The sequence below is a fragment of the Bradyrhizobium jicamae genome, from assembly GCF_001440395.1.
GTDB lineage: Bacteria > Pseudomonadota > Alphaproteobacteria > Rhizobiales > Xanthobacteraceae > Bradyrhizobium > Bradyrhizobium jicamae.
In genome coordinates this window covers 964-25,300 of the sequence record NZ_LLXZ01000135.1, presented here as the reverse complement: position 1 = coordinate 25,300, position 24,337 = coordinate 964, and the positions used below count along the sequence as shown (strand labels likewise).

The following is a 24,337-nucleotide window of genomic DNA, read 5'->3' as shown; positions in this document are numbered from 1 at the left end:
TAGAAATACGAGGATCATTGAAAAGATTGCGATTTTCCGCGCAGCGGACAGTTCCCCAGCCTGGAACTCGCGGCTCCCATTCACGTTAACAAAGTACTACCAGCGCACTCATACGAGCGCCGAAGGGGGCCGCATGCTTATCAGTATCCTCATCACGTTTCTGGTCGTTATCCTCGTCCTCTATCTCATCAACCTGCTGCCGCTCGACGGCCGCGCCAAGCAGATCGCCCGCGTCGTGGTGATCATTCTCGGCGTGATTTCGCTGTTGAGATACATCGCGGTAATCTAGCCGCGCGGACCAAGAAAAAAGCCCCGGCATCGCGCCGCCGGGGCTTTCATTTCGAATACAATTTTACTTCAAGGTGCTGAACCAGTCGTCCACGTCCTTGCGGATCTGGTCCTTGGCGAACCCGTAGCGTTGCTGCAGCTTGCCTTCGAGTTGTTCACGGCGGCCCTCGATGACGTTGAGATCGTCATCGGTGAGCTTGCCCCACTTCTCCTTGGCCGAGCCCTTGAACTGCTTCCAATTTCCCTCAACCCGGTTCCAGTCCATCGTCATCTCCTTCGCTATTGGGATGATGATCAACGGTTAAGAGGCTGAGGCGTTCCTCGGGATCGACGCGGCATCGTGCCCGCTGGTTACACCGCCGCCTTCGCTTCGCGGCGGCGCGCGGTGAGGATGTATTCGGTGTAGCCGTTCGGCTGCTCGCGGCCCTTGAAGACGAGATCGCAGGCGGCCTGGAACGCAACGCCGTCGAACGCCGGTGCCATCGGCTTGTAGAGCGGATCGCCGGCATTCTGCTTGTCGACGACGACCGCCATGCGCTTCAGCGACTCCATCACCTGGTCCTTGCTGACGACGCCATGCGCCAGCCAGTTCGCCAGATGCTGGCTGGAAATGCGCAACGTCGCGCGGTCTTCCATCAGGCCGACGTCGTGGATGTCAGGAACCTTGGAACAGCCGACGCCCTGGTCGATCCAGCGCACGACATAGCCGAGGATGCCCTGACAGTTGTTGTCGATCTCCTGCTTCACATCATCGGGCGCCCAGTTCGACTGCGACACCGGAATGGTGAGGATGTCGGAGAGCTTTGCGCGCTGGCCGCCCTTGGCGAGTTCCTGCTGACGCGCAATCACGTTGACCTGGTGATAGTGCAGGGCGTGCAGCGTGGCGGCGGTCGGCGAGGGCACCCAGGCGGTGGTCGCACCAGCCTGCGGATGGCCGATCTTCTGGGTCAGCATGTCCGCCATCTTGTCGGGTGCGGCCCACATGCCCTTGCCGATCTGGGCATGGCCGGGCAGGCCGTCGATCAGGCCCATGTCGACGTTCCAGTCTTCATAGGACTTGATCCAGGGCTGCGCCTTCATGTCGTTCTTGCGGATCATCGGACCCGCTTCCATCGAGGTATGGATCTCGTCGCCGGTGCGATCGAGGAAGCCGGTGTTGATGAAGCAGATGCGCTTCGACGCATTCTGGATGCAGGCCTTGAGGTTGACCGTGGTACGGCGCTCCTCGTCCATGATGCCGACCTTCATGGTGTTTTCCGGCAACCCGAGAAGCTTCTCGACCTCGCCGAACAGATCGCAGGTCAGTGCGACTTCATCGGGGCCGTGCATCTTCGGCTTGACGATATAGACCGAGCCGGTGCGGCTGTTCTTGGTCTTCGAAGAACCCTTGAGATCGTGGATCGCGAGCAGGCCGGCGACCGCAGCGTCGAGCAGGCCTTCCGGAATCTCCTCGCCCTTCTCATCGAGCACGGCGTCGGTGAACATGTGATGTCCGACATTGCGCATCAGCAGCAGACTGCGGCCGTGAAGCGCCAGCTCCTTGCTGCCATCGGGCGTCGAGTAAAAGCGATCGTAATTGAGCGAGCGCGTCTGCGTCCTGCCGCCCTTTTCGAAATCGGCAGAGAGCGTGCCGTCCATCAGGCCGAGGGTGTTGCGATAGACCAGCACCTTGTCCTCGGCATCGACGGCGGCCACCGAGTCTTCCATGTCGAGAATGGTGGAGACGGCCGATTCCAGGACCATGTCAGAGACACCGGCCGGATCGTCCTTGCCGATGACGTGGCTGCGGTCGATGTTCACTTCGACATGTAAGCCGTTGTTGACCAGCAGGATCGCGGTGGGCGCTTCGGGACGGCCCTGGTATCCGGCGAACTGCGCCGCGTTCTTCAATGCGGTGGCGTTGCCGCTCTTCAGCTTCGCGGAAAGCTGGCCGGCGATCACGCTATACGAGGTCACGTCGGTGTGGCTGCCGGTCGCGAGTGGGGCGGAGGCATCGAGGAAGCCCTTGGCCTTGGCGATCACCTTGTCGCCGCGCGCCTTGTTGTAGTCCTTGCCACTCTCGCTCGGATCATGCGGGATCGCGTCGGTGCCGTAGAAGGCATCGTAGAGCGAACCCCAGCGCGCGTTTGCCGCGTTCAGCGCGTAGCGGGCGTTGGTCAGCGGCACCACCAGCTGCGGCCCGCAGATCTTGCCGATTTCCTCGTCGACGTTTGAAGTCTCGACCTTGTGCGTGGCCGGCTCGGGCAGCAGATAGCCGATTTCCTTGAGGAACGCCGTGTAGGCATTCAGGTCGAACGCCTTGCCCTTGTGGGCGCGATGCCAGCCGTCGATCTTGGCCTGCAGCGCGTCGCGGAAGGCGAGCAGCTCGCGGTTTTTCGGCCCGAGCTTCTTGATGATGGCGGCGACACCGGCCCAGAACGCGTCGGGCGAAATTCCGGTTTTGGGGGTCGCCTCCTTGGCGATGAAATCGAACAGGACAGGGGCGATCTTCAATCCGTGGGCATCGACACGCTTCATGATGGGCTTTCTCAAAAGAAATGGCGTTTGCAGGCTGTTTTCAGGCCGAAGACAGCAAAAAACGCGCCAAAGGGGCGGCGTTGGCCGCCCTTTTAGCCTTAAAGCCGGGTCGATGAGAAGGCCCCAAAAGGGAGTGGAAGGGCCTTATTTGGACGCGTTTTCCACGCGAACCGGCGCGTCCACTTCGCTCGAAAACGCTCTCAGATATTGGCCGCCAGATCCACCAATTCGTCGAACAGGATACCGGTTTCGCCCAGCATCCGCTCGATCTCCTCCGTCGCGTCCGCCACCGAGCGGACCGAGGTATCGATCCGCAATTCGCATGCAGTGGGCGGCTGGTAATCGTTGGTGATCCCCGTGAACGACGGCAGCGCGCCGGAGCGGGCCTTGGCATAGTGACCCTTGGGATCGCGGCTCTCGCATACCTCCGCCGGTGCGGCGACATGCACTTCACGGAACATGGTGTCGGCGATACGGCGCGCCGCAGCGCGGTCCGCGATCGCAGGCGAAACCGCAGCTACAATCGCGACGTGGCCGTTGCGCGCGAGATGGGTCGCGACCTCGGCCAGACGGCGAATGTTTTCGCTGCGATCCTGCGGCGAGAAACCGAGATCGTTATTGAGCCCGGCGCGCAAGGTATCGCCATCCAGCAGGATCGGCGAACCACCGCGCGAGAACAGCCGGCGCTCCAGCGCGCGGGCGAGCGTGGATTTGCCCGAGCCCGGCAGGCCGGTCAGCCAGATCACCGCGCCGTTGTGATGGTAACGCGCCGAGCGCTCTTCGGGACGCAGCGCCGATTCGACCGGCACGATGTCGATCGGGACAGCGCGCTGTCCGGCGTCGACCGACAGCACGAGGCCGCCGCCGGCGATGCGGCCGTTGACCTCGATCACCAGCCGGCCGGTACGCGGATTTTCCTGATAGGGATCGGCTGCGATCGGCTGCGCCAGCGAGATATCGATTTCGCCGACATGATTGCGCGCGATCGCCTTGGTCTCCTCGTTCGAGAGTTCGCCGGGATCGACCGCTTTCTCGATCGCAACCACGCTGGCGCGGGTTTCCCGCGTGCCGAGGCGGATCAGGATCTGGTCGCCTTTCGAAAGGGGCTTGTCGTGCAGCCAGAAAATCCGCGCGCGAATTCGCCGCGTGTCTCGCGGCGTCGCGCCGGCATGCGCAATGACATCACCGCGTTCGATAAACAATTCGCGGTCGAGCGTGATGCCGACCGAACGGCCGGCGCCGTGGCTGCCCTTCAGCGGTGTCACCGGCCAGCTCTCCACGGTTTTGATCTTCGCGATCTTGCCGGCAGGCATGATGACGATTTCGTCGCCGGCGGCGAGGTGGCCGGACTCGATGCGGCCCGCCACGATGCGGCGGTCGTCGAACTTGTAGATCGCCTGTACCGGCAGGCGCAGCGCGAGCTGTTCCAGCGGCCGCGCCGGTTCGAGCGTATCGAGCGCCTCGACCACGGTCGGTCCCTGGTACCAGCCGATGCGCGGCGTGTGCTCGGCGACGCCGTCGCCGTCGCGCGCGGAAATCGGAATGATTGCCGACGGGGTCACGCCGAGGCCGATCAGATGCGCCCAAATCTCGTCGCTGATCTCCTTGAAACGGTCAGCACCGAAGTCGACGCGGTCCATCTTGTTGACGACAACCGCGACCTGCTTGATGCCGAGCAGATGCAGCAGGTAGCCGTGCCGCCTTGTCTGGTCGCGTACGCCTTCCAGCGCGTCGATGATCAGCACCGCGCCGTCGGCCTGCGAGGCACCAGTGATCATGTTGCGGAGGAATTCGGCATGGCCCGGCGCGTCGATCAGCACGACGTCGCGCGAGCGGGTGCGGAAGCGGATCTGCGTGGTGTCGATGGTGATGCCCTGGTCGCGCTCGGTCTGCAGCGCATCGAGCAGGAACGACCATTCGAACGGCATGCCGCGCCGGGCGCTGACCGCCTTCAGCATCTCCAGCTTGCCCTCGGGCAGGCTGCCGGTCTCGTGCAGCAGGCGGCCGACCAACGTGGATTTACCATGGTCGACATGGCCGACGATGACGATGCGGACCTGCGGACGCGTCGTGCCATTTGGCATCGACGTGGTGCCGTTCGGAGTTGCCGAAACGCTGGCGGGAAGGATCATATTCATAGCGACGCTCACACCAGGTGTCCGTTAGAGATAGCCGGCGACGCGGAGCCGCTCGAAAGCATCTTCGGTTTCATGATCCAGCGCGCGGCCGGCGCGCTCCGGCACCTTGGTGCCGTCGAGTTCGGTCAGGATCTCGTCGATGCTGGAGGCGGTGGAAGCGACTGGGAAGGTGATATCGGCGTCACCGAGCGAACGGTAGCGCTTGCCCTCCTTCGAGAGGTACAGCGGGATGATCGGAATGTTCTCGCGCTTGGTGTAGGCCCAGATGTCGGCCTCGGTCCAATGCAGGATCGGGTGGACGCGCAAGTGAGCGCCTTGCGGCACCGAAGCATTGAACTGGTCCCAGAACTCCGGGGGCTGGTCGCGCACGTCCCAGCCGCCTTCGAGCCCGCGCGGCGAAAACACGCGCTCCTTGGCGCGGGTGGCTTCCTCGTCGCGACGAATGCCGGCAATCAGGCCATCGAAACCATATTTGTTCAGCGCCCACTTTAGCCCTTCGGTCTTGCGGGCGGCCGATCGCGCGGCCGGCGGCAAGGTCGGATCGACGGCATCGATCGGCGGGCAAGGCTCTACCTTGAGATCGAGGTCCCACTCCTTCCCGAAGCGGTCGCGGAACGCGTACATCTCCGGAAACTTCTTGCCGGTGTCGACATGCAGCGCCGGGAACGGCACGCGGCCGAAGAAGGCCTTGCGCGCCAGCCAGATCATGACGTTGGAGTCTTTACCGAGCGACCACAGCAGCGCGAGCTTCTTCAGCCGCGCGAACGCCTCCCGGAGGATGTAGATGCTCTGCGCCTCGAGCTCGTCGAGATGGTCCATCGAGGGGGGCGGCAGCCTCGAGCCGGGAAAAATTTTCGGCACAGAAGATGCTTCGTGCAGGGGTGCGGACTGCAACCTGTGCCCGCTGGTTTCAGGGTTGAGAAGATGCATCTCTGGGCCTTGGACTTGGGAGTGGAAAAATTCTAAAGTTGCGCCGCAATAGAGAAGAAATAATTTTCTCTTTGTGGCTCTTGATCGAGACATAAATAGAAAATAATTTCAGTCAACCCCCCAATTGGGGAAAGCGAGTGTCTGATGCGCTATCTGCCTGTGTTCCTGGATCTGCAAAGCGGCAAGGTGTTGCTCGTTGGGGCGGGTGACCTCGTGCGCGCAAAAATGCGCCTGCTGATTTCGGCGGGCGCGCAGGTCCGCTGGTATGCGACCGACGGCAATCATGATCTGGCTGGTCTCGACCCAAATGACGCGGCGCGGATAGAGCTGGCTTCCGGCGATCCGCTTGCGGCCGATCTCTCCGGCATCATTGCAATCCTCTGCGCCGGCGCCGGCGACATTGGCGTAGCGATGTCGGTGCGCGCTAAGGCGGTCGGGCTGCCCGTCAACGTGATGGACGACCTCGCGCATTCCACTTTCATCTTTCCGGCGATCGTCGATCGCGGCGACGTCGTTGTCGCCGTCGGCACCGGTGGTGCGTCGCCGGTGGTTGCGCGCCGCGTGCGCGAGCGCATTGAAGCGGTGCTGCCGGCGCGCATCGGCGATCTCGCCGCCTTCATCGGCAGCTTCCGCAAATCGATGCATGCGCGCATTTCCGAATTTCCGCTGCGCCGTCGCTTCTGGGAGCGCGTGATCGACGGTCCGATCGGCGCGCTGGTTCTCGCGGGCCGCCGGGCCGAGGCTGAAAAGGCGCTGAACGAAATCGCCGATCCCTCCGCGTTTGCCGGCGCGAACCAGGATGGCAAGGCCGAGGGCAGGGTGACGCTGGTCGGCGCGGGTCCGGGCGATCCCGATCTGCTCACCATCAAGGCGCTGCGGGCGCTGCAGGATGCCGACGTCGTTTTCTATGACGAACTGGTGTCGCCGGAAGTTCTCGACCGCATCCGCCGCGATGCCGCGCGCATTCCGGTCGGCCGTCGCGTCGGCAAGCCCGGCATCGGCCAAGATGCGATCAACAAATTGCTGATTGAAGCTGCGAAGGCCGGACAGCGCGCGGTGCGGCTGAAGGGCGGCGATCCCTTTATCTTCGGCCGCGGCGGCGAGGAGATCGAAGTGCTGCGTGCGGCCGGCGTCGCCTATTCGGTGGTGCCGGGCATTACCGCAGGCCTCGGCGCCGCCGCGCAATTCGAGGCGCCGCTCACCTATCGCCACGAAGCGCTGCGCATCACCTTCCTGACCGCGCACAAGGCCAAGGATGCGGAGACCGTCGACTGGTCGGTGCTGACAGACAAGAAGATGACCATCGTGGTCTATATGGGCATGACCGCGGCGCCCTCGGTTCGCGCCGGCCTGCTTGCTGCCGGCCGGCTGCCGCAAACCCCGGTCGGCGTGTTCGCGCGGGTGACGCGGCCGGATGCCCAGGCCGTGGTCGGGACGCTGGAGAATCTTCCGGCGCTGGTCGAAAAAATCGATGGCGGTCCCGCCATCCTCATCATCGGCGATGTCGTCGCGCATTCCGCGCCGTGGCGTCAGTCGAACCTCAATCAAGTCATCTCCAAACTGCTGGAAGCTGCCGAATGACCTCTCCGCTCGAACAGAAGAAAATCAGAATCACGGGGCCGTCGGTGGTGACCGCCAACCGCACCTGGGATGGCGCCGTGGTCTACCGGACCGCAGATAGAGGCTGGTCGACGGCGCTGGCCGATGCCGCGATCGTCGGCACCTCGGACGACGCGCGCGCGTTGCTTGCCGAAGGCGTCGCCGATGACGTCGGCGCGGTCGGCGCCTATATCGCGCCGGTCGAAGTCAAAGAGGGCGGGGTGGTCAAGCCCGGCAACCTCCGTGAACACATCCGGTCGAAGGGTCTCACCATCGACCTTCTTCCGGCCTGAGGCTGATCCATCATGTACGCATATGACGAACTCGATCGCACGCTCATCAACGAGCGCGTTTCGGAATTCCGCGATCAGGTGAAGCGCCGCCTCTCCGGCGAACTGACCGAGGACGAATTCAAGATCCTGCGGCTGCAGAATGGCGTGTATCTGCAATTGCACGCCTACATGTTCCGCGTCGCGATCCCCTATGGCACGCTGTCGTCGAAGCAGATGCGCCGGTTCGCGCATGTCGCCCGCCGCTACGACCGCGGCTACGGCCATTTCACCACGCGGCAGAACATCCAGTTCAACTGGATCAAGCTTGCCGAGTTGCCGGATGCACTGGCCGAGCTCGCCGACGTCGGCATCCACGCGATGCAGACTTCCGGCAACAACATGCGCAACGTCACCTCGGATCAGTGGGCCGGCGTCGCGCCCGGCGAGGTCGAGGATCCGCGCATCTGGTCGGAGATCCTGCGCCAGCACACCACGCTGCATCCGGAGTTCTCGTTCCTGCCGCGCAAGTTCAAGATCGCGATCACCGCATCGGAACACGACCGCGCCGCGATCAAGATCCACGACATCGGCCTGCGCCTGCACAAGAACGCCGACGGCGAAACCGGTTTTGAGGTGCTGGTCGGCGGCGGCCTCGGCCGCACGCCGTTCATCGCCAAGACCATCAAGGCGTTCGTGCACGGTCGCGACATCCTGAGCTATGTCGAGGCGATCCTGCGCGTCTACAACCAGTATGGCCGCCGCGACAACATCTACAAGGCCCGCATCAAGATCCTCGTCCACGAACTCGGCATCGAGAAGTTTGCCAAGGAAGTCGACGAGGAATGGAAGCTGATGGGCGATGTCGGGCTGACGCTCGACCATTCCGCGATCGAGGAGGTGCGCTCGCGCTTCTCCTATCCGGCCTATGAAAAGCTGCCGCACATGCCGGACGAGCTGAAGCAGGCCGCGGCTGATCCGCTGTTCGAGCGCTGGCGCAAGAACTCGGTGGCCCCGCACAAGGTGCAGGGCTATTCGATCGTGACGCTGTCGCTGAAGCCGGTGGGCGGCCCGCCCGGCGACGCCACCGCCGACCAGATGGACGCGGTCGCCGATCTCGCCGACAAGTATTCATTCGGCGAAATCCGCGTCGGCCACGAGCAGAATTTGGCGCTCCCGCACGTCGCCAAGCGCGACCTGCCGCAGCTTTGGAGGGCGCTCGATCGCCTCGGGCTCGCCACGCCGAACGTCAATCTCGTCACCGACATCATCGCCTGCCCCGGGCTGGATTACTGCTCGCTGGCCAATGCGCGCTCGATCCCGATCGCGCAGGAACTGACGCGGCGTTTCGCCAACCACGATACCGCCGACATGATCGGCCGGCTGCACATCAACATTTCCGGCTGCATCAATGCGTGCGGCCACCACCATGTCGGCCATATCGGCATTCTCGGCGTCGAGAAGAACGGCGAGGAATTTTACCAGATCACGATCGGCGGCCGCGCCGACGAGAACGCGCAGATGGGCGTCTTGATCGGCCCGGCCGTTCCCTATGCGGAAGTTGCCGACGTGATCGAAGACATCGTCGAAGCCTATCTGGCGCTGCGCGACCGTCCCGAGGAACTGTTCGTCGATACGGTGAAGCGCCTGGGCGTCGAGCCATTCAAGGAGCGGGTCTATGCCACTCGTTAAGCAGGGAAGAATCACCACCGATCTGTTCGTCCATGTTGCCGACGGCGCCGAATTGCCGGGCGACGGAGCGATCCTGATTTCAGCGGCGCGGTTTCTGGAGGATCCGGAAGCCGTTCTGAAGCGCGCCGGCAAGACCGGCGTGATCTGGCCGAACAGCCGCGCCGTCGACGATCTCGTGCCCCATCTCGATCGGCTGGCTGCCGTGGCGCTGGTATTCCCGACCTTCCGCGATGGCCGCGCCTACAGCCAGGCGCGCCTCTTGCGCGAACGCCACGGCTATGACGGCGAGCTGCGCGCCACCGGTCAGATCCTGCGCGACCAGTTCGTGTTCATGTCGCGGGCCGGCTTCGATGCTTTCGAGGTGAAGAAGGACGCTGACGCCGAAGCTTTCGCCGAAACCATGAAGCGCTATTCGGTGTTTTATCAGCCGACCGGCGACGGCCGCATTACCGCGCTGAACCGGCGGATGCAGTTGCGTCATTCGGAGAGTGCGGGACAGTGACCACGATCTCACCGCACGCGCTCGCCGCGGAAACGACGATCCTTCATTCGGCGCAGACGCTCGACCAAGCCTTGCGCGATGCTTCGCCGGCGCAGGTCATCGAAGCCGCGCTGAAGACCGTCGGCCGCGAGCAACTCGCGCTGGTGTCGTCGTTCGGCACGGAATCGGCGGCGCTGCTCAAGGTGATGGCAGACGTCGATCCCGCTATACCCGTGATCTTCCTCGATACCGGCTGGCTGTTCGAGGAGACGCTCGCCTATCGCGACACGTTGATTGCTGCGCTCGGCCTTCGCGATGTCCGCTCGATCAAGCCGCTGGAAGAAGCGCTTTCGCGCCAGGATCCCGATCGCGAATTGTGGTTCACCGATCCCGACGCCTGCTGCCGAATCCGCAAAGTCGAGCCGCTGGCGCGGGCGCTCAAGCCGTTCTCGGCCTGGATCAACGGGCGCAAGCGTTTTCAGGGCGGTGCGCGTGCCGAGATTCCCGTCGTCGAGGAAGACGGCGCGCGGCTGAAATTCAATCCGTTCGCCAACGTGTCGCGCGAAGAGCTCGAGGCGATCTACAAGCTTGCAAAATTGCCGCCGCATCCGCTGGTCGCCTCGGGTTACCTCTCGGTCGGCTGCATGCCGTGCTCGAGCCGGGCTGCGGCGGATGAGGACGCGCGTGCCGGCCGCTGGCGCGGCAGAGCCAAGACGGAATGCGGTATCCACACGACGAAAACTTCGTAAAGCCCGGTTATGATAGGACAATGAAGCTGCGGAACCAAAAACTATGAAACGCGGTTTCATTGACTAAGCGACCTTTCGTCGCGACTTATGCGCTTCCGCTTTGATGATATGTTTCATCGAGCCGAATGGAGATCAATGATGATCCGTCGCATTCTGCCGCTGGTTGTCGGATTGCTCTGGGCGAGTTCGGCCTTCGCTGCCGATGTTACGCTGCTCAACGTATCCTATGATCCGACGCGTGAGCTCTATGCCGATTTCAACAAGGCGTTCGTCGCGGCCTATCAAAAGGAAACCGGCAAGAGCGTCGAGATCAAGCAGTCGCATGGCGGCTCGGGCTCACAGGCGCGTTCGGTGATCGACGGATTGCAGGCGGATGTCGTGACGCTGGCGCTGGCCTATGACATCGACGCCATCGCCGCCAAGGGCCTGGTGGCGCCGGAATGGCAGAAGCGTCTGACGCTCAATTCCTCGCCCTATACTTCGACGATCGTTTTTCTGGTCCGCAAGGGTAACCCCAAGGCCATCAAGGACTGGGACGATCTGATCAAGCCCGGCGTGCAGGTGATCACGCCGAACCCGAAGACATCGGGCGGCGCGCGCTGGAATTACCTGGCAGCATGGGGCTTTGCTGAAAAGAAATTCGGATCGGCCGACAAGGCAAAGAAGTTCGTCGGTGATCTCTTCAAGAACGTGCCCGTGCTCGATACCGGCGCGCGCGGCTCGACGGTGACCTTCGTCGAGCGCGGCGTCGGTGACGTGCTGCTGGCGTGGGAGAACGAGGCGTTCCTGGCGCAGCGCGAGTTCGGCAAGGACAAGTTCGAGATCGTGGCGCCGCCTTTGTCGATCCTCGCCGAGCCGCCGGTGTCGGTCGTCGACAAGGTTGCCGACAAGAAGGGCACCCGGGCGGTCGCCGAGGCCTATCTGAAGTATTGGTATACCAAGGAAGGTCAGGAAATTGCCGCACGCAATTCCTATCGTCCGCGCGATTCGGAAATTGCGAAGGAATATGAAAAATCCTTCGCCAAGGTCGAACTTTTCACTATCGACGACGTTTTTGGTGGTTGGACCAAGGCGCAGAAAGAACACTTCGGCGAAGGCGGCATTTTCGACCAGATTTACAAGAACTGATCTGGCGAACGGGCGGCCGGAGCGGAAGCAGGGGGATTTGTGAGCACAGCGGTCGCGCGGCGAAGCAGCTTGCCCGGGTTTGGTCTCACCATGGGACTGACCCTGACCTGGCTTTCCGTCATCATTCTCATTCCGCTCGCCGGCCTGTTTCTCAAGACGCTCGACCTCTCGCTGGTCCAGTTCTGGGAAATCCTCACCAGCCGCCGCACTTTGAACGCACTGAAGATTTCGTTCGGCCTTTCCTTTGCGGCGGCCTGCGTCAATCTGGTGATGGGGACGATCATCGTGTGGGCGCTGGTGCGCTACCGCTTTCCCGGGCGGAGGCTGTTCGATGCCATCGTGGATATTCCCTTTGCGCTGCCGACCGCGGTGGCGGGCGTCGCGCTGACGCAATTGTTTGCGCAGAAGGGCTGGCTCGGTGCGCCGTTGGCTGAACTCGGCATCAAGGTCGCGTTCACGCCGATCGGTATTTTCATTGCGATGGTCTTCATCGGTATTCCCTTCGTGGTGCGGACGGTGCAGCCGGTCCTGATCGATCTCGATCCCGAGATCGAGGAAGCGGCTGCGAGCCTTGGCGCCAACCGATGGCACACGGTGTTTCGGGTGATCATGCCGAGCCTAATTCCGGCGCTGCTGACCGGCTTCGCGCTGGCGTTCGCGCGTGCGGTCGGTGAATACGGCTCGGTGATCTTCATCGCCGGCAATCTTCCGAACGTGTCGGAGATCGCACCGCTCCTGATCGTGATCCGGCTTTCCGAATTCCGATATGCCGATGCGACGGCGATTGCCGTCGTCATGCTGCTGGCTGCGTTCGTGATCATCTTCGCCGTCAATCGCCTGCAACGCTGGGCGCAAACCCGCGCCCCCGCGCATTGAGGGCCTGGAGATGTCGACGCAAACGACCTTCGTGACGCCAGCGACCCGGTTGCAGGCCTATAGCTCCACGGCAGATCTCGCCATTTCCCCGCCGTCCGGACGCGACGCGAGCACCCGCGCCCGCTCGGCTGTCGCCTCGAAGGATCTGCGAAGCGAGCCCGGGCCGATCCGCTTCATCATCATTGCGCTGGCGATTTCCTTTCTCACGATCTTCGTCGTGCTGCCGCTGCTGGTGGTATTCGCATCGGCCTTCTCCAAGGGCATCACCGCCTACTTCGCCGCGCTGGCTGAGCCGGAGGCGCTATCGGCGATCAGGCTGACGCTGCTGGTGGCGGCGATTTCAGTGGGGCTCAATCTGGTGTTCGGCGTGATCGCGGCCTGGGCGATCGCCAAGTTCGAATTCCCCGGCAAGACCTTCCTGATCACGCTGATCGATTTGCCGTTCTCGGTCAGCCCGGTCATTTCGGGCCTGGTCTTCGTGCTGCTGTTCGGCGCGCAAGGCTATTGGGGAACGTGGCTGCAGGCGCACAACGTCCAGATCCTGTTTGCCGTGCCCGGCATCGCGCTGGCGACGATCTTCGTGACGTTTCCCTTCGTTGCGCGCTCGCTCATTCCCTTGATGCAGGAGCAGGGCACGCAGGAGGAAGAGGCCGCGATCTCGCTGGGTGCGTCAGGTCTGCAGACCTTCTTCCGCGTCACTCTGCCCAATATTAAATGGGGCCTGCTCTATGGCGTATTGCTGTGCAACGCGCGCGCGATGGGCGAATTCGGCGCGGTGTCGGTGGTCTCGGGCCATATCCGCGGCGAGACCAACACCATGCCGCTGCTGGTCGAGATCCTCTATAATGAATATCAATTCGTGGCGTCGTTTGCGATTGCCTCGCTGCTGGCGATGCTGGCCCTGATCACGCTGGTCGTGAAGACCGTGCTCGAGCAGCGTCTGGACGAAGGACAAACTCCAAGGGACGAACTGAGGGACGAGCCGTGACCATTGAAGTCAAGAACATCGTCAAGAGATTCGGCTCGTTTGCCGCGCTCGACAATGTCGATCTGAAAGTCGGCAAGGGCGAATTGCTGGCGCTGCTCGGCCCGTCCGGTTCGGGCAAGACCACGCTGTTGCGCATCATTGCCGGCCTCGACTGGCCGGATGCCGGCGAGGTGACGATCGACGGCGAGGATGCGCTGGGTCACGGCGCGAGTGAACGCCATGTCGGCTTCGTGTTTCAGCACTACGCGCTGTTCCGCCACATGACGGTGTTCGAGAATGTCGCCTTCGGTCTGCGCGTGCAGCCGCGCGCCGTACGCAAGGACGAGGCCACGATCCGCGCCCGCGTCAAGGAATTGCTCGATCTCGTGCAGCTCGACTGGCTGGCCAACCGCTATCCGAGCCAGCTCTCCGGCGGCCAGCGCCAGCGCATCGCGCTGGCGCGTGCGCTCGCGATCGAGCCGCGCATTCTCCTGCTCGACGAACCCTTTGGCGCGCTCGATGCCAAGGTCCGCAAGGAGCTGCGGCAATGGCTGCGCTCGCTGCACAATGAGATCCACGTCACCTCGATCTTCGTCACCCACGATCAGGAAGAGGCGCTCGAAGTCGCCAACCGCGTGGTGGTGATGGACAAGGGCCGCATCGAGCAGATCGGCTCGCCCGGCGAGGTCTATGACAATCCGGCGACCGCCTTTGTCCATGGCTTCATCGGCGAATCCATCGTGCTGCCGGTGGAGGTGAGCGGCGGCTCGGTGCGGCTCGGCGACCGGCCGCTCAACATCGCCGCCGATGGCGCGGCCTCCGGCGCCTCAAAACTGTTCGTCCGCCGCCACGACATGCAGATCGGCCCCGCCGGAACCGGCTCGCTGGAGGGCGCGGTGCGCCATGTGCGCTCCTTCGGCCCGATCCAGCGGGCGGAGGTGGCGTTGACGGGCGGCGAGGGCAAGACCGTCATCGAGATCGACGCCCCCCGGGACCGGGAACTCCAGGCCGGCGAAATCATCGGCCTGCAGCCCCGCCGCTACCGGATCTTCGCCGCGCAGGATTGATGTCGAAGTCGTCATTCCGGGGCGATGCGCAGCTCGAACCATGGTGCGCCCTTGCGCACCTGAGAATCTCGAGATTCTCAGGGGCGCAAGGGGCGCCCCATAGTTCGCTTCGCGCCCTGGAATGACGGGTCAGATTAAGCCCCCCGTTCACCATTCAGCCACGGTTGGTATGCAACAACGGCCGTCCAACCTTGGGGGATTCCTTTCCGTGAAACGGGCGACCACCGCCATTATCGGGCTTTTGCTGCTTGCCGGCTGCTCGGCAGACGTCAAAATCCCGGATCAGCCGGCCATGTATCTCGATATGGCCCAACCCGGCGCCACGCTGGATCCGGTCGCCGCGGCGGTCATGATCTCGCAATACCGCCAGAATAACGGCCTTGGCGCCGTGGTGGTCGATCCGGAGCTGACCAAGCTCGCCGAGCAGCAGTCGCAGGCAATGGCGGCCCGCAACAAGATGGACCACAATGTGAAGGGGCCGCTGGAGAAGCGGCTGGGGGCCTCCGGCTATCCGGCGACGCTTGCGGTCGAAAATGTCTCGGCCGGCTATCACACCCTGGCGGAGGCGTTCTCCGGCTGGCGCGACTCTCCGCCGCACAAGGCGAATATGCTCAAGAACGGTGTCACAAAATTGGGCATCGCGGCGAGCTATGCTCCCAACACCAAATACAAGGTGTTCTGGACGCTGATTCTCGCCTCGACCTGAGGCGCGATAAAGCAGGCGTGATCCTTGCTTGGAACCCGCCTGATTGACGCCGTCGCGAACTGCCGCCACGGTGCCGCGTCTTTGTCAGCCATCTGACGGTTATTATGGATCATTCCGATACCGCGCCGGCAACCACGCCCGCCAAGGCGCAGCGGGTGCTGGTGCTGCAAGGCGGCGGCGCGCTCGGCTCCTATCAGGCCGGCGCCTTTCAGGCGCTGTGCCGTTCGGGCTTCGAGCCGGAATGGATTGCGGGCATTTCGATCGGCGCTATCAATGCCGCGATCATTGCCGGCAACGGGCCCGAAAAGCGTGTCGACCGGCTGAAGGAATTCTGGGAGATGGTGTCATCCCCGGTGCCGTGGAATCCGGTCTCAAATGGCGAACGTGCGCGCTCGCTGTTCAACGAAACCAGCGCGGCGCTGATTGCGACGTTCGGCGTGCCCGGCTTCTTCACGCCGCGCATTCCGCCGGCGCCGTTGTGGCCGCCGGGCAGCCAGCAATCGCAGAGCTACTACGACACCGCGCCACTGAAGCAGACGCTGGAGCGGCTGGTCGACTTCGACCGCATCAACGATCTGAAGACGCGGCTCAGCATCGGCGCGGTCGGCGTCGCCTCAGGCAATCTCAGATATTTCGACAATTTCGAATTCAGGAAGCTCGGCAAGAAGATCGGCCCGGAGCACATCATGGCTTCCGGCGCGCTGCCGCCGGGATTTCCTTCCGTCGAGATCGAGGGCGAGCATTATTGGGATGGCGGCATCGCGTCCAACACGCCGCTCGATCACGTGCTGGGCGAGGAAACCAACCGCGATCTCCTGATCTTCCAGGTCGACCTGTTCAGCGCACGCGGCGACTTGCCGACTTCGCTTCTGGAAGCGGCCGAGCGCGAAAAGGACATCCGCTATTCCAGCCGCACCCGCATGGCCACCGACAAGAACAAGCAGGTGCACAATGCGCGCAAGGCGCTGCGCGAGCTGCTTGGAAGGCTGCCCGACGATCTCAAGAACGATCCGGCGGTGGCAGTCCTCTGCAACGCGGCCCGGGAAAACACCGTCACCGTGGTGCACCTGATCTACAAGAGCAAGAACTACGAATCCTCGTCGAAGGATTATGACTTTTCGCGTGTCGCCATGATCGAGCACTGGGACGCGGGCGTTCGCGACGTTCACCTGTCGATGCGTCACAAGGATGTGCTCGAGCGTCCGCAATCCGGCCAGACCATGATGGCATACGATATGATGGGGGATGTTCCCAGGTCCCCCGGAAGCAAGCAGGAGTGAATGCAATGGGTACATTAAAGGGCAAGACCGCTGTCGTGACCGGCTCGACCAGCGGCATCGGACTGGCTTACGCGCGTGCTTTCGCCGGTGCCGGCGCCAATGTCGTGCTCAACGGCATGGGCGTGCCGGCCGATATCGAGCGGGAGCGCTCCGGTATCGAGACCGACTTCAAGGTCCGCGCCGTGCATTCGCCCGCCGACATGACCAAGCCGGCCGAGATCGCCGAAATGATCGCACTAGGCGAGAAGACTTTCGGCTCGGTCGATGTTCTCGTCAACAATGCCGGTATCCAGTTCGTGTCGCCGATCGAGGAATTTCCGATCGAGAAATGGGACGCGATCATTGCGATCAATCTGTCATCGGCATTTCATGCCATTCGCGCCGCTGTGCCTGGCATGAAGAAGCGCGGCTGGGGCCGCATCATCAACACGGCATCGGCGCATTCGCTGGTGGCTTCGCCGTTCAAGTCGGCCTATGTCTCGGCCAAACACGGCATCGCCGGGCTGACAAAAACGGTGGCGCTGGAGCTTGCGACCTTCAAGATCACCTGCAACTGCATCAGCCCGGGTTATGTCTGGACACCGCTTGTCGAGCACCAGATCCCCGAAACCATGAAAGCGCGCAACATGACCAAGGAGCAGGTCATCAAGGACGTGCTCCTTGACGCGCAGCCGACCAAGGAATTCGTGACATCAGAACAGGTCGCAGCCCTGGCGCTGTTCCTGTGCGGCGACGATGCCGCCCAGATCACCGGCGCCAATTTGTCGATCGACGGCGGCTGGACCGCGGAGTAGGGAATGCAACTGCCCGGGAGTACGCCTAATGCGCGGTGCTCCCGGTCACGGCTGCAATACTCTCCCGCGAAAAATGCAGCTCGTTGAAGCCAAGCTTGCAGGCGACCAGAACCAGAACCGAGGCCAGCACCAGCCGCAGCACCGTCTCCGGCACGCGGACCGCACAGTAGCTGCCGATTACGATGCCGGGCAGCGAGCCTATCAGTAGCACGCCCATCAACGCCCAATCGACCGAGCCCAGCGCCCAGTGGCCGATGCCGGCGACCAGCGTCAGGGGTACGGCGTGCGCGATGTCGGAGCCGACGATGTTCACCATCGGCAGGCGCGGATAGAGCAACAGGAGCGCGGTGACACCGACTGCGCCGGCGCCGACGGACGAAATCGACACCAGCACGCCGAGCGCAACGCCGACCACCACGGTCGCGCGGGCGGTCGTTACATCGTCGAGCAACTCCATGCGCCGGCGGTATCGATCCATGATCGCCCTGCGGAAGATCAGCGATGTCGCGGTGAGGAAGAGCGCAAAGCACAGCACCAGATTGACCAGACTGCGCGCAGATTCCGCGTTGAGGTCGAGCTGCCACAGGACCAGCAATGTGACCATGCTTGCCGGGATGCTGCCGCTGGCGAGGCGGGTCACCGCCGGCCAGTGAACGCTGCGGGCAAGTCCATGCACCAGGCTGCCGCCGGTCTTGGTCGCTGCGGCGTATAGCAGGTCGGTGCCGACGGCGGTCGACGGATGGACGCCGAACAGCAGGATCAGCAACGGCGTCATCAGCGAGCCACCGCCGACGCCCGTCATCCCGACGAGGAGGCCGACGCCGAAACCCGAGGCAACGTAGAGTGGGTCAATCATTTCTGGGCGCAAGTTCCGTTCGCATGTGCGAACATATATCAACGCGGGAGATAAACGTCCTATCGATGGCAGCGGACGGGGCGAAATAAGAATATTTCATGCGCGCATCGGAATCCGGTGGTTATTTTCCCCAAATTGCTGCCGCAGGGCGATACCGCCGTCCTGTCACGTCGTTGGTGCGGTTACGATACGGACCGGAGATCGGCTCCAACCGCTGCAGCGGGTTTTAGGATCTACGTTTCCCGAACGCCAATACGTGCAGGCCGAGTCGCCGGCGCACGATCCAGAACAACAGCACGGTCTCGAACGCCAGCGAGATCGAGGTGGCGGCCGCCGCGCCGTGGCCGCCAAAACGCGGCACCAGCAACACGCACAGCACGACGTTCATGACGAAGGCCAGCGCATAGGCCAGCGCGCAGATATGCTGGTGGCCGAGCATGTTGAGCAGCCGCTCGACCGGGCCGATCGCCGCGCGCACCAGAAGTCCGACGGCGGCAATGAACATGATGTCGTAGCCGACCACGAATTGCGGGCCGAACAGCCACAATAGCGGCTTGCCGAATGCCAACAGCGCGATGGTGGCAGCGAGCGACGGCCAGAATGTCCACTGGATCGCGTGCGCCACATAGGCCGACAGCCGCGCCTTGTCGCCCTGCGCGTGATACTCGGCAAAGCGATGCGCGGTCGTTGCCGCCATCGCATAGTGAATGAAGGAGACCAGTGCCAGCGTCTTTATCACCGCGAAATAGACGCCGACCTCCTCCGAGGAGCGGAATTGCTGCAGCACCAGCACGTCGGTGTAGGACAGCAGCAGGTAAAAGCTCTCGACCATCAGGATCGGCAGCGAGATGGCGAGCCAGCCGCGGAAATCATAGGCCCTGGTGCCGGGCTCGACATGGTTGCCGAGCTTGCGGTTCAGCACGATCATCTGGCCGATCATCGCGATCCATACCGCCGCGGTACTCGCCAGCATCGCGGCGGTGGCGCCGAGATTGAAGCCGAGCACGACGGCGCCGGCGGTGAGGCCTATGATCAGCGACTGCCGCACGATGAATTGCGGCATCAGGCCGAGCTGCATCCAGTCATGCGAACGGGCGATGCCGTCCTGGGTATTGGCGACGACAAAGGCCGGCAGTGTCAGGCAACCGACATAGAGCGGAACGATCGCGTTGGCGTCGATCCACGGCGACAATCCCTTCACGACCCCCGCCAGCAGCAGCGAGACGATCGAGGAAACGATGAACGTCATCCAGCGGCTGCCGGAGAGGAAGCCGCGCAGCAGCGCATGCTCGCCGCGGGTACGATATTCCGGAATGATCTTCTGGGCTGACGCTGAGATACCGAAATCCATCATGCTGCCGAGCAGCAGCACCCAGGTCCAGACATAGACATAGACGCCGTAATCCGAGCCGCCCATCCAGCGCGCCAGCAGGATCTGCGAGAAATAGGCGAGCGCGGCGCTGAGCACGCGGATGAGGAAGATGGTGCCGGCGAGCCGCTTGGTGACGGAGGTCTCATGGGAGCCGCCGAGCAGCGCGCGCAGCCGTGCGATCAGGCCGGCAGGCGAAGCGGTTGCGGATTGCGTATCCATCACGGCCACAAGGGTGCATCCCCGAAACGCGCCGCGAGGCGGCGGCGATGGCCGGATGTATCAACCATTCGTTAAGATTCGGTTGGATGCCCGGCCACTGGGGTCGTCCCTGCGAACGCAGGGACCCATAACCACAGGGCGATATTGTTGGAAAAGATGTCTGCTAGGTCGCCTATCAACGACGGCCGCGGCGTATGGGTCCCTGCTTTCGCAGGGACGACGAGCTAATTCAAGCTGACATTGAACTCGTAGGCCCGGTCGCCGCCGACGAGCGTCAGCTTCAGCGCGGCGCCTTCCGGGGTGGCGCCGGGCGGCAGGCCGTCGAGTTCGAAGGCAAAGCGTTTGACGCCGGGCGGACTGTTGTCGACGAGCTTTGGAACCGGCAGCGCCCAGTCAGGTGTCGGCCCCTCGACAAACAGGCTGACCTCCTTGGCCTCGGGCGCCGTTACGTCGACCAGCACGTTGTTCTTTCCCTCGCGCTTGACGTCGCGGATCGTCAGCGGATTGGAGTCGCCGATATTGGCGGGCTTCGGCACGGTATTGAGCGCATCGGACAGGTTGCCGTCCTCGGTGCTTGCCACGCTGGAAAATGCGAGTTCGGCCTGGGCGTCGACGGGAATGCAGATCTTGTCGCAGACCGCGTAGCTGATGTGCGCCCGCAGGGTCACCGGCTTGTCGGCATTCTTGGCGACGATCCGTAGCGGCAGCACGACCTGCTGCTTGTATCCCAGCGCGGTGCCGCCCGCGCCGTCGTCAAATTTCATCGGCGCCGGCCACAGCACGGTCACAGCTTCGACATTGTCGGATTTGGAGAAGTCAAACCGGGGCGGTACGCCGGAATCGCCGGGTGTCCGCCAATAGGTCTTCCATCCCGGCTGTAGCTGGATGGCGACGCCGCCGAGCAGCACCGTGCCGCTGCGCGAACCCGCCAGCAACCGCACCGCGGAATGCGCGTCGCGTTGCCATGGCGAAGCGTCCTCGGCGCGAACCCCCGACGTCGCACACGCGACATATAACGCGGCAACGCCGAGTGCGGCGCGCAAGGGAACCATGACGCTCATGGCACGTCTTTACAGGCAAGTTTCGAGGCAAACCATTGAATTGCGTGTGATCGGCCGCCCGATCGTGCCGGAAGCTTGATTGACAGAAACCGTACCCGATATCAGGATATGAGCCACCAAGAGAAAGGCCTTTGCGGATGAGCCCTGAAGGCAAGACACCGAAGTCTGTCCGCCGCAAAGCCGCCGCCTTTGGCGATCATTCGCCCGGCGACGGTTACCTGGACGGTCGGCTGCTGATTGCCATGCCGGTCATGGGCGACCCGCGCTTCGAGCGATCCGTCATCTACATGTGCGCGCATTCCTCGGAAGGGGCGATGGGAATCATCGTCAACCGTCCGGCCGGCAGCATCGACTTTCCCGGCCTTTTGGTCCAGCTCGACATCATCGAAAGGGCCGACCAGATCAAGCTGCCGGAAAATGCCGAGACCATGCAGGTGCTGAAGGGCGGCCCGGTCGATACCGGCCGCGGCTTCGTGCTGCATTCGAGCGATTTCTTCATCAAGGACGCAACGCTGAACATCGACGACGGCATCTGCCTGACCGCGACGGTGGACATCCTCAAGGCGATCGCCAAGGGCACCGGGCCGAAGCACGCCATCCTGGCGCTGGGCTATGCCGGCTGGGCGCCGGGGCAGCTCGAGAACGAAATCCAGCACAATGGCTGGCTGCACTGCGATGCCGATCCGGATCTGATCTTCGGCGAAGATGTCGAGGAAAAGTACCAGCGCGCCCTGCGCAAGATCGGCATCGATCCCGGCATGCTGTCGAACGAAGCCGGACACGCCTGAGTTCGTCATTGCCGGGCTTGACCCGGCAATCCATCCAAAGAAGATGCTTCTGCTAAGGTGATGGATGCGCGGGTCAAGCCCGCGCATGACAATCTGTGCGCGTCGATAAACTTACTCCGCCGCCTGTTGCTGCACCGTCGGCTCGGTGCCGGCGACCGTGGCGCGGCGCATGTCGCGCGGCTGCGACTGGTCGTAGCGGCGTACGCGGTGCATGGTCTGGCGGTTGTCCCACATCACGAGGTCATGCACGGTCCATTTATGGACATAGACGAATTCCGGCTGCGTGGCGTGCTCGTTCAGGTCGCGCAGCAGCAGCCGCGCCTCGGGCATGCTCATGCCCAGTATCGCGCCCGCATGCGATGACAGATACAGCGACTTGCGGCGGTGCACCGGATGCGTCCGCACCAGCCGCTGCAGCACCGGCTTGAACATCGCTTTTTCTTCGTCCGAATAATCGAGGAAGCCGAGCGAGCCGCGCGAATACATCAGCGAATGTTCGCAGATCATGTCCTCGATCTCGGCCTTGGTCTCGTCGTCGAGCGCGTCATAGGCCGCACGCATGTCGGCGAATTCGGTGTTGCCGCCCTTCGGGTTCACGACCCGCGCCGACAGCAGCGAAAATTTAGCCGGGATCGGGCGGAACGAACTGTCGGAATGCCACAGGCAGTTGCCGAGGTTGAACAGATGGGCGCGGCTGTCGCGCGCCAGCGGCTTGCCGTCCTTGCCGAGGTTGGAAACGTCATTCAGCCCGGAGGAGAGGCGGTATTCGTCCTTCTTCACGATAGTGCCGCCGCGCGCTTTCTCGCGCTGGCCGAAATTCAGTGCGAAGGCCAGTTGCTGTTCGTCCGTGATGTCCTGGTTGCGGAACAGCAGCACGGCATATTTGTCCATGCCGGCTTCGATGTCTGCCGCTTCCTGCGGTGTCAGGGGGTTACGCAAATCAACGCCCGAAACCTCGCCGAAAAAATGCGGATGAAGCTGCCGGATCGTGACCGTCATGGCGTCTCTCCTGAAAGCGGCGGGCGGTTTGTCCCGCTCTGTTGTAAGAAAAATTACTCCCCGAAATGTCCAAGTCAACGCTGCGGGTGCATGCCCGCTACGCGTTTCGCGCCATCAGTCCGCCGTCGACCGGGATCACCGCGCCGGTCAGGAACGAGGCCGCCGGCAGGCACAGGCTCAGCGTCATGTGCGCCACTTCCTCGGGCTCGCCGTAGCGGCCGAGTGCGGTGCGGCGCTTGGCGTAGATCGTCTTGTGCTCCTCGGAAATCCGCTCGGTGATGGCGGTGCGGATCGGGCCCGGGCAGATGCAGTTCACGGTGATCCCCTCGCGGCCGAGCTCGACGGCGAGCGAGCGGGTGAGGCTGGTGACGCCGCCTTTCGCGGCGGAGTAAGGGCTGTGCAGCGCGGTGGCGCCGAGTGCCTCGGTCGAGGCGATGTTGACGATGCGCGGACATTTCGACCGGCGCAGATGCGGCAGCGCGGCGCGGATGATGCGGGGATGCGCGGTCAGCATCACGGCGAGCGCCTTCTCCCAGGCGGCCTCATAACCGTCGTCATCAATCGCCAGGCGCACGGAGATGCCGGCATTGTTGATGACGATATCGAGCGAACCGAAATGGGCGGCGACGTCGTTGACCACCTCGGTGATCTCGCCGGGATTGGCGACGTCGAGCGCCCATGCTTTCGCCACACCGCCCGTTGCCGCGATCTCGCCGGCGACGGCCTGCGTCGCCTCGGCATTGATATCGGTGACGGCGACATTGGCGCCCTCGGCCGCGAACACCAGCGCGGTGGCGCGGCCCATGCCGCTGGCGGCGCCGGTGACGAGAACGGTCAGGCCTTTGACCGAGCGGCTGAGCTGTTTGAAATCTGACATGATACAATCCGGACAGAGCGCGAGGCGCGTTGCAGGATTGACAAGGCTGGCACCGATCCGCAGACAGGTCAAACCAAGCCAAAAGCACAAGCAAGAAAAGGAGCGCGGGGATGAACGAACTCGATTTCAGCGGCAAGCAGGTGCTGGTGGTCGGCGGCTCCAGCGGCATCGGCAACGGCATCGCACAGGCTTTTCGCGCCAAGGGCGCGCATGTCGCCGTCTGCGGCACTCGCGCCAGCGCTGCCGATTATTCGCCCGACGAAGGTTCGCATCTCGAAGGGCTCGATTATCTCCGGCTCGACGTCAGCGACGCGCGGGCCGTTGAAGCCTTCCAGCCGCCTTTCGCGCAACTCGATGTACTGGTGCTTGCGCAAGGTGCGGTGATCTATCGCCGCGGCGAATTCGAGATGGACGGCTTTCGCAAGGTGCTGGAAGTCAATCTGATGAGCCTGATGGCGTGTGCGACCAAATTTCAGACGATGCTGAGCGCGCGCAAGGGATCGCTGATCATCGTCAGCTCCACCGCCGCCTATCACTCCACCATGGGCAATCCGGCCTATAACGCCTCGAAGACCGGTGCGGTGGGCCTGACGCGCACGCTCGGCGAGGCGTGGGCCGAGAACGGCATCCGCGTCAACGGCATCGCGCCGGGACTGGTCGATACCAAGATGACCAAGGCGACGA

General features: G+C 63.2%; 24 protein-coding genes. 15 read left to right on the top strand and 9 right to left on the bottom strand.

Annotated features, from left to right (window positions below):
* Nucleotides 1-133: 133 nt before the first annotated feature.
* Nucleotides 134-289, top strand: coding sequence for a Thivi_2564 family membrane protein (locus tag CQ12_RS44035; protein WP_157088395.1), 156 nt, complete (start codon nucleotides 134-136; stop codon nucleotides 287-289).
* Nucleotides 290-352: 63 nt separating this feature from the next.
* Here CQ12_RS44035 and CQ12_RS22150 read toward each other — a convergent pair whose 3' ends face one another.
* From CQ12_RS22150 to cysD, 4 genes are all read right to left on the bottom strand, one after another.
* Nucleotides 353-553, bottom strand: a complete 201-nt coding sequence (locus CQ12_RS22150) for a CsbD family protein (protein WP_057837434.1) — start codon at nucleotides 551-553, stop codon at nucleotides 353-355.
* A gap of 86 nt (nucleotides 554-639) precedes the next feature.
* Nucleotides 640-2,805, bottom strand: a complete 2,166-nt coding sequence (locus tag CQ12_RS22145; RefSeq protein ID WP_057837425.1) for a malate synthase G — start codon at nucleotides 2,803-2,805, stop codon at nucleotides 640-642.
* Between the two features lie 200 nt (nucleotides 2,806-3,005).
* Nucleotides 3,006-4,943, bottom strand: coding sequence for an adenylyl-sulfate kinase (cysC, locus tag CQ12_RS22140; protein ID WP_057837424.1), 1,938 nt, complete (start codon nucleotides 4,941-4,943; stop codon nucleotides 3,006-3,008).
* Nucleotides 4,944-4,967: 24 nt separating this feature from the next.
* On the bottom strand, nucleotides 4,968-5,762 hold the full coding sequence (cysD, locus tag CQ12_RS22135; RefSeq protein WP_057837423.1) for a sulfate adenylyltransferase subunit CysD: 795 nt from the start codon (nucleotides 5,760-5,762) through the stop codon (nucleotides 4,968-4,970).
* A gap of 255 nt (nucleotides 5,763-6,017) precedes the next feature.
* Between cysD and cysG the strand changes: the two genes are divergently transcribed.
* The 12 genes from cysG to CQ12_RS22075 all read left to right on the top strand — a co-directional run bounded on the left by cysG (nucleotide 6,018) and on the right by CQ12_RS22075 (nucleotide 17,481).
* Complete coding sequence (cysG, locus tag CQ12_RS22130) at nucleotides 6,018-7,454, top strand: siroheme synthase CysG (protein WP_057837422.1); 1,437 nt, start codon at nucleotides 6,018-6,020, stop codon at nucleotides 7,452-7,454.
* A complete protein-coding gene (locus CQ12_RS22125; RefSeq protein ID WP_057837421.1) occupies nucleotides 7,451-7,765 on the top strand; it encodes a DUF2849 domain-containing protein in 315 nt (104 codons plus the stop codon). Before cysG ends, CQ12_RS22125 begins: the two co-directional genes overlap by 4 nt.
* A gap of 12 nt (nucleotides 7,766-7,777) precedes the next feature.
* A complete protein-coding gene (locus tag CQ12_RS22120; RefSeq protein ID WP_057837420.1) occupies nucleotides 7,778-9,433 on the top strand; it encodes a nitrite/sulfite reductase in 1,656 nt (551 codons plus the stop codon).
* Nucleotides 9,420-9,935, top strand: coding sequence for a DUF934 domain-containing protein (locus tag CQ12_RS22115; RefSeq protein WP_057837419.1), 516 nt, complete (start codon nucleotides 9,420-9,422; stop codon nucleotides 9,933-9,935). Before CQ12_RS22120 ends, CQ12_RS22115 begins: the two co-directional genes overlap by 14 nt.
* Before the next feature lie 5 nt (nucleotides 9,936-9,940).
* Complete coding sequence (locus CQ12_RS22110) at nucleotides 9,941-10,663, top strand: phosphoadenylyl-sulfate reductase (protein ID WP_057837433.1); 723 nt, start codon at nucleotides 9,941-9,943, stop codon at nucleotides 10,661-10,663.
* 138 nt (nucleotides 10,664-10,801) lie between these two features.
* On the top strand, nucleotides 10,802-11,791 hold the full coding sequence (locus tag CQ12_RS22105) for a sulfate ABC transporter substrate-binding protein (RefSeq protein ID WP_057837432.1): 990 nt from the start codon (nucleotides 10,802-10,804) through the stop codon (nucleotides 11,789-11,791).
* 69 nt (nucleotides 11,792-11,860) lie between these two features.
* On the top strand, nucleotides 11,861-12,667 hold the full coding sequence (gene cysT / locus CQ12_RS22100) for a sulfate ABC transporter permease subunit CysT (protein WP_083519423.1): 807 nt from the start codon (nucleotides 11,861-11,863) through the stop codon (nucleotides 12,665-12,667).
* Between the two features lie 10 nt (nucleotides 12,668-12,677).
* Nucleotides 12,678-13,655, top strand: a complete 978-nt coding sequence (cysW, locus tag CQ12_RS22095) for a sulfate ABC transporter permease subunit CysW (RefSeq protein WP_083519422.1) — start codon at nucleotides 12,678-12,680, stop codon at nucleotides 13,653-13,655.
* Nucleotides 13,652-14,701: a sulfate/molybdate ABC transporter ATP-binding protein gene (locus CQ12_RS22090; protein ID WP_057837417.1), complete on the top strand. Its 1,050-nt coding sequence runs from the start codon at nucleotides 13,652-13,654 to the stop codon at nucleotides 14,699-14,701. Before cysW ends, CQ12_RS22090 begins: the two co-directional genes overlap by 4 nt.
* 169 nt (nucleotides 14,702-14,870) lie before the next feature.
* Nucleotides 14,871-15,407 carry a CAP domain-containing protein gene (locus CQ12_RS22085; RefSeq protein ID WP_057837416.1) on the top strand — a complete coding sequence of 179 codons (537 nt, stop codon included), beginning with the start codon at nucleotides 14,871-14,873 and terminating at the stop codon, nucleotides 15,405-15,407.
* Nucleotides 15,408-15,511: 104 nt separating this feature from the next.
* Nucleotides 15,512-16,687, top strand: coding sequence for a DUF3734 domain-containing protein (locus CQ12_RS22080; protein ID WP_057837415.1), 1,176 nt, complete (start codon nucleotides 15,512-15,514; stop codon nucleotides 16,685-16,687).
* 5 nt (nucleotides 16,688-16,692) lie between these two features.
* Nucleotides 16,693-17,481, top strand: coding sequence for a 3-hydroxybutyrate dehydrogenase (locus tag CQ12_RS22075; RefSeq protein ID WP_057837414.1), 789 nt, complete (start codon nucleotides 16,693-16,695; stop codon nucleotides 17,479-17,481).
* Between the two features lie 25 nt (nucleotides 17,482-17,506).
* Here CQ12_RS22075 and CQ12_RS22070 read toward each other — a convergent pair whose 3' ends face one another.
* The 3 genes from CQ12_RS22070 to CQ12_RS22060 all read right to left on the bottom strand — a co-directional run bounded on the left by CQ12_RS22070 (nucleotide 17,507) and on the right by CQ12_RS22060 (nucleotide 20,989).
* Nucleotides 17,507-18,337: a sulfite exporter TauE/SafE family protein gene (locus CQ12_RS22070; RefSeq protein WP_057837413.1), complete on the bottom strand. Its 831-nt coding sequence runs from the start codon at nucleotides 18,335-18,337 to the stop codon at nucleotides 17,507-17,509.
* A 226-nt stretch (nucleotides 18,338-18,563) separates the two neighbouring features.
* A complete protein-coding gene (locus tag CQ12_RS22065; RefSeq protein ID WP_157088393.1) occupies nucleotides 18,564-19,928 on the bottom strand; it encodes a flippase in 1,365 nt (454 codons plus the stop codon).
* Between the two features lie 224 nt (nucleotides 19,929-20,152).
* Nucleotides 20,153-20,989 carry a protein-disulfide reductase DsbD domain-containing protein gene (locus tag CQ12_RS22060; protein ID WP_057837411.1) on the bottom strand — a complete coding sequence of 279 codons (837 nt, stop codon included), beginning with the start codon at nucleotides 20,987-20,989 and terminating at the stop codon, nucleotides 20,153-20,155.
* Between the two features lie 137 nt (nucleotides 20,990-21,126).
* Between CQ12_RS22060 and CQ12_RS22055 the strand changes: the two genes are divergently transcribed.
* On the top strand, nucleotides 21,127-21,777 hold the full coding sequence (locus CQ12_RS22055) for a YqgE/AlgH family protein (RefSeq protein WP_057837410.1): 651 nt from the start codon (nucleotides 21,127-21,129) through the stop codon (nucleotides 21,775-21,777).
* Between the two features lie 111 nt (nucleotides 21,778-21,888).
* Here the strand turns inward: CQ12_RS22055 and CQ12_RS22050 are convergent, their stop codons facing one another.
* Both CQ12_RS22050 and CQ12_RS22045 read right to left on the bottom strand, forming a co-directional pair.
* Nucleotides 21,889-22,776, bottom strand: a complete 888-nt coding sequence (locus CQ12_RS22050; RefSeq protein ID WP_057837409.1) for a TauD/TfdA dioxygenase family protein — start codon at nucleotides 22,774-22,776, stop codon at nucleotides 21,889-21,891.
* A gap of 97 nt (nucleotides 22,777-22,873) precedes the next feature.
* On the bottom strand, nucleotides 22,874-23,653 hold the full coding sequence (locus CQ12_RS22045) for an SDR family NAD(P)-dependent oxidoreductase (protein ID WP_057837408.1): 780 nt from the start codon (nucleotides 23,651-23,653) through the stop codon (nucleotides 22,874-22,876).
* Nucleotides 23,654-23,763: 110 nt separating this feature from the next.
* On the opposite strand from CQ12_RS22045, the gene CQ12_RS22040 reads away from it, so the two are divergent.
* The coding region (locus CQ12_RS22040; RefSeq protein WP_245310076.1) for an SDR family NAD(P)-dependent oxidoreductase at nucleotides 23,764-24,337 on the top strand (574 nt) is incomplete at its 3' end.

Excerpts from the sequence above, each read along its gene's own strand:
- CQ12_RS44035 (WP_157088395.1), top strand. The coding sequence starts at position 134 with ATGCTTATCAGTATCCTCATCACGTTTCTGGTCGTTATCCTCGTCCTC.
- CQ12_RS22150 (WP_057837434.1), bottom strand. The coding sequence starts at position 553 with ATGGACTGGAACCGGGTTGAGGGAAATTGGAAGCAGTTCAAGGGCTCG.
- CQ12_RS22145 (WP_057837425.1), bottom strand. The coding sequence starts at position 2,805 with ATGAAGCGTGTCGATGCCCACGGATTGAAGATCGCCCCTGTCCTGTTC.
- cysC (WP_057837424.1), bottom strand. The coding sequence starts at position 4,943 with ATGAATATGATCCTTCCCGCCAGCGTTTCGGCAACTCCGAACGGCACC.
- cysD (WP_057837423.1), bottom strand. The coding sequence starts at position 5,762 with ATGGACCATCTCGACGAGCTCGAGGCGCAGAGCATCTACATCCTCCGG.
- cysG (WP_057837422.1), top strand. The coding sequence starts at position 6,018 with ATGCGCTATCTGCCTGTGTTCCTGGATCTGCAAAGCGGCAAGGTGTTG.
- CQ12_RS22125 (WP_057837421.1), top strand. The coding sequence starts at position 7,451 with ATGACCTCTCCGCTCGAACAGAAGAAAATCAGAATCACGGGGCCGTCG.
- CQ12_RS22120 (WP_057837420.1), top strand. The coding sequence starts at position 7,778 with ATGTACGCATATGACGAACTCGATCGCACGCTCATCAACGAGCGCGTT.
- CQ12_RS22115 (WP_057837419.1), top strand. The coding sequence starts at position 9,420 with ATGCCACTCGTTAAGCAGGGAAGAATCACCACCGATCTGTTCGTCCAT.
- CQ12_RS22105 (WP_057837432.1), top strand. The coding sequence starts at position 10,802 with ATGATCCGTCGCATTCTGCCGCTGGTTGTCGGATTGCTCTGGGCGAGT.
- cysW (WP_083519422.1), top strand. The coding sequence starts at position 12,678 with ATGTCGACGCAAACGACCTTCGTGACGCCAGCGACCCGGTTGCAGGCC.
- CQ12_RS22085 (WP_057837416.1), top strand. The coding sequence starts at position 14,871 with ATGCAACAACGGCCGTCCAACCTTGGGGGATTCCTTTCCGTGAAACGG.
- CQ12_RS22080 (WP_057837415.1), top strand. The coding sequence starts at position 15,512 with ATGGATCATTCCGATACCGCGCCGGCAACCACGCCCGCCAAGGCGCAG.
- CQ12_RS22075 (WP_057837414.1), top strand. The coding sequence starts at position 16,693 with ATGGGTACATTAAAGGGCAAGACCGCTGTCGTGACCGGCTCGACCAGC.
- CQ12_RS22070 (WP_057837413.1), bottom strand. The coding sequence starts at position 18,337 with ATGATTGACCCACTCTACGTTGCCTCGGGTTTCGGCGTCGGCCTCCTC.
- CQ12_RS22065 (WP_157088393.1), bottom strand. The coding sequence starts at position 19,928 with ATGGATACGCAATCCGCAACCGCTTCGCCTGCCGGCCTGATCGCACGG.
- CQ12_RS22060 (WP_057837411.1), bottom strand. The coding sequence starts at position 20,989 with ATGAGCGTCATGGTTCCCTTGCGCGCCGCACTCGGCGTTGCCGCGTTA.
- CQ12_RS22055 (WP_057837410.1), top strand. The coding sequence starts at position 21,127 with ATGAGCCCTGAAGGCAAGACACCGAAGTCTGTCCGCCGCAAAGCCGCC.
- CQ12_RS22050 (WP_057837409.1), bottom strand. The coding sequence starts at position 22,776 with ATGACGGTCACGATCCGGCAGCTTCATCCGCATTTTTTCGGCGAGGTT.
- CQ12_RS22045 (WP_057837408.1), bottom strand. The coding sequence starts at position 23,653 with ATGTCAGATTTCAAACAGCTCAGCCGCTCGGTCAAAGGCCTGACCGTT.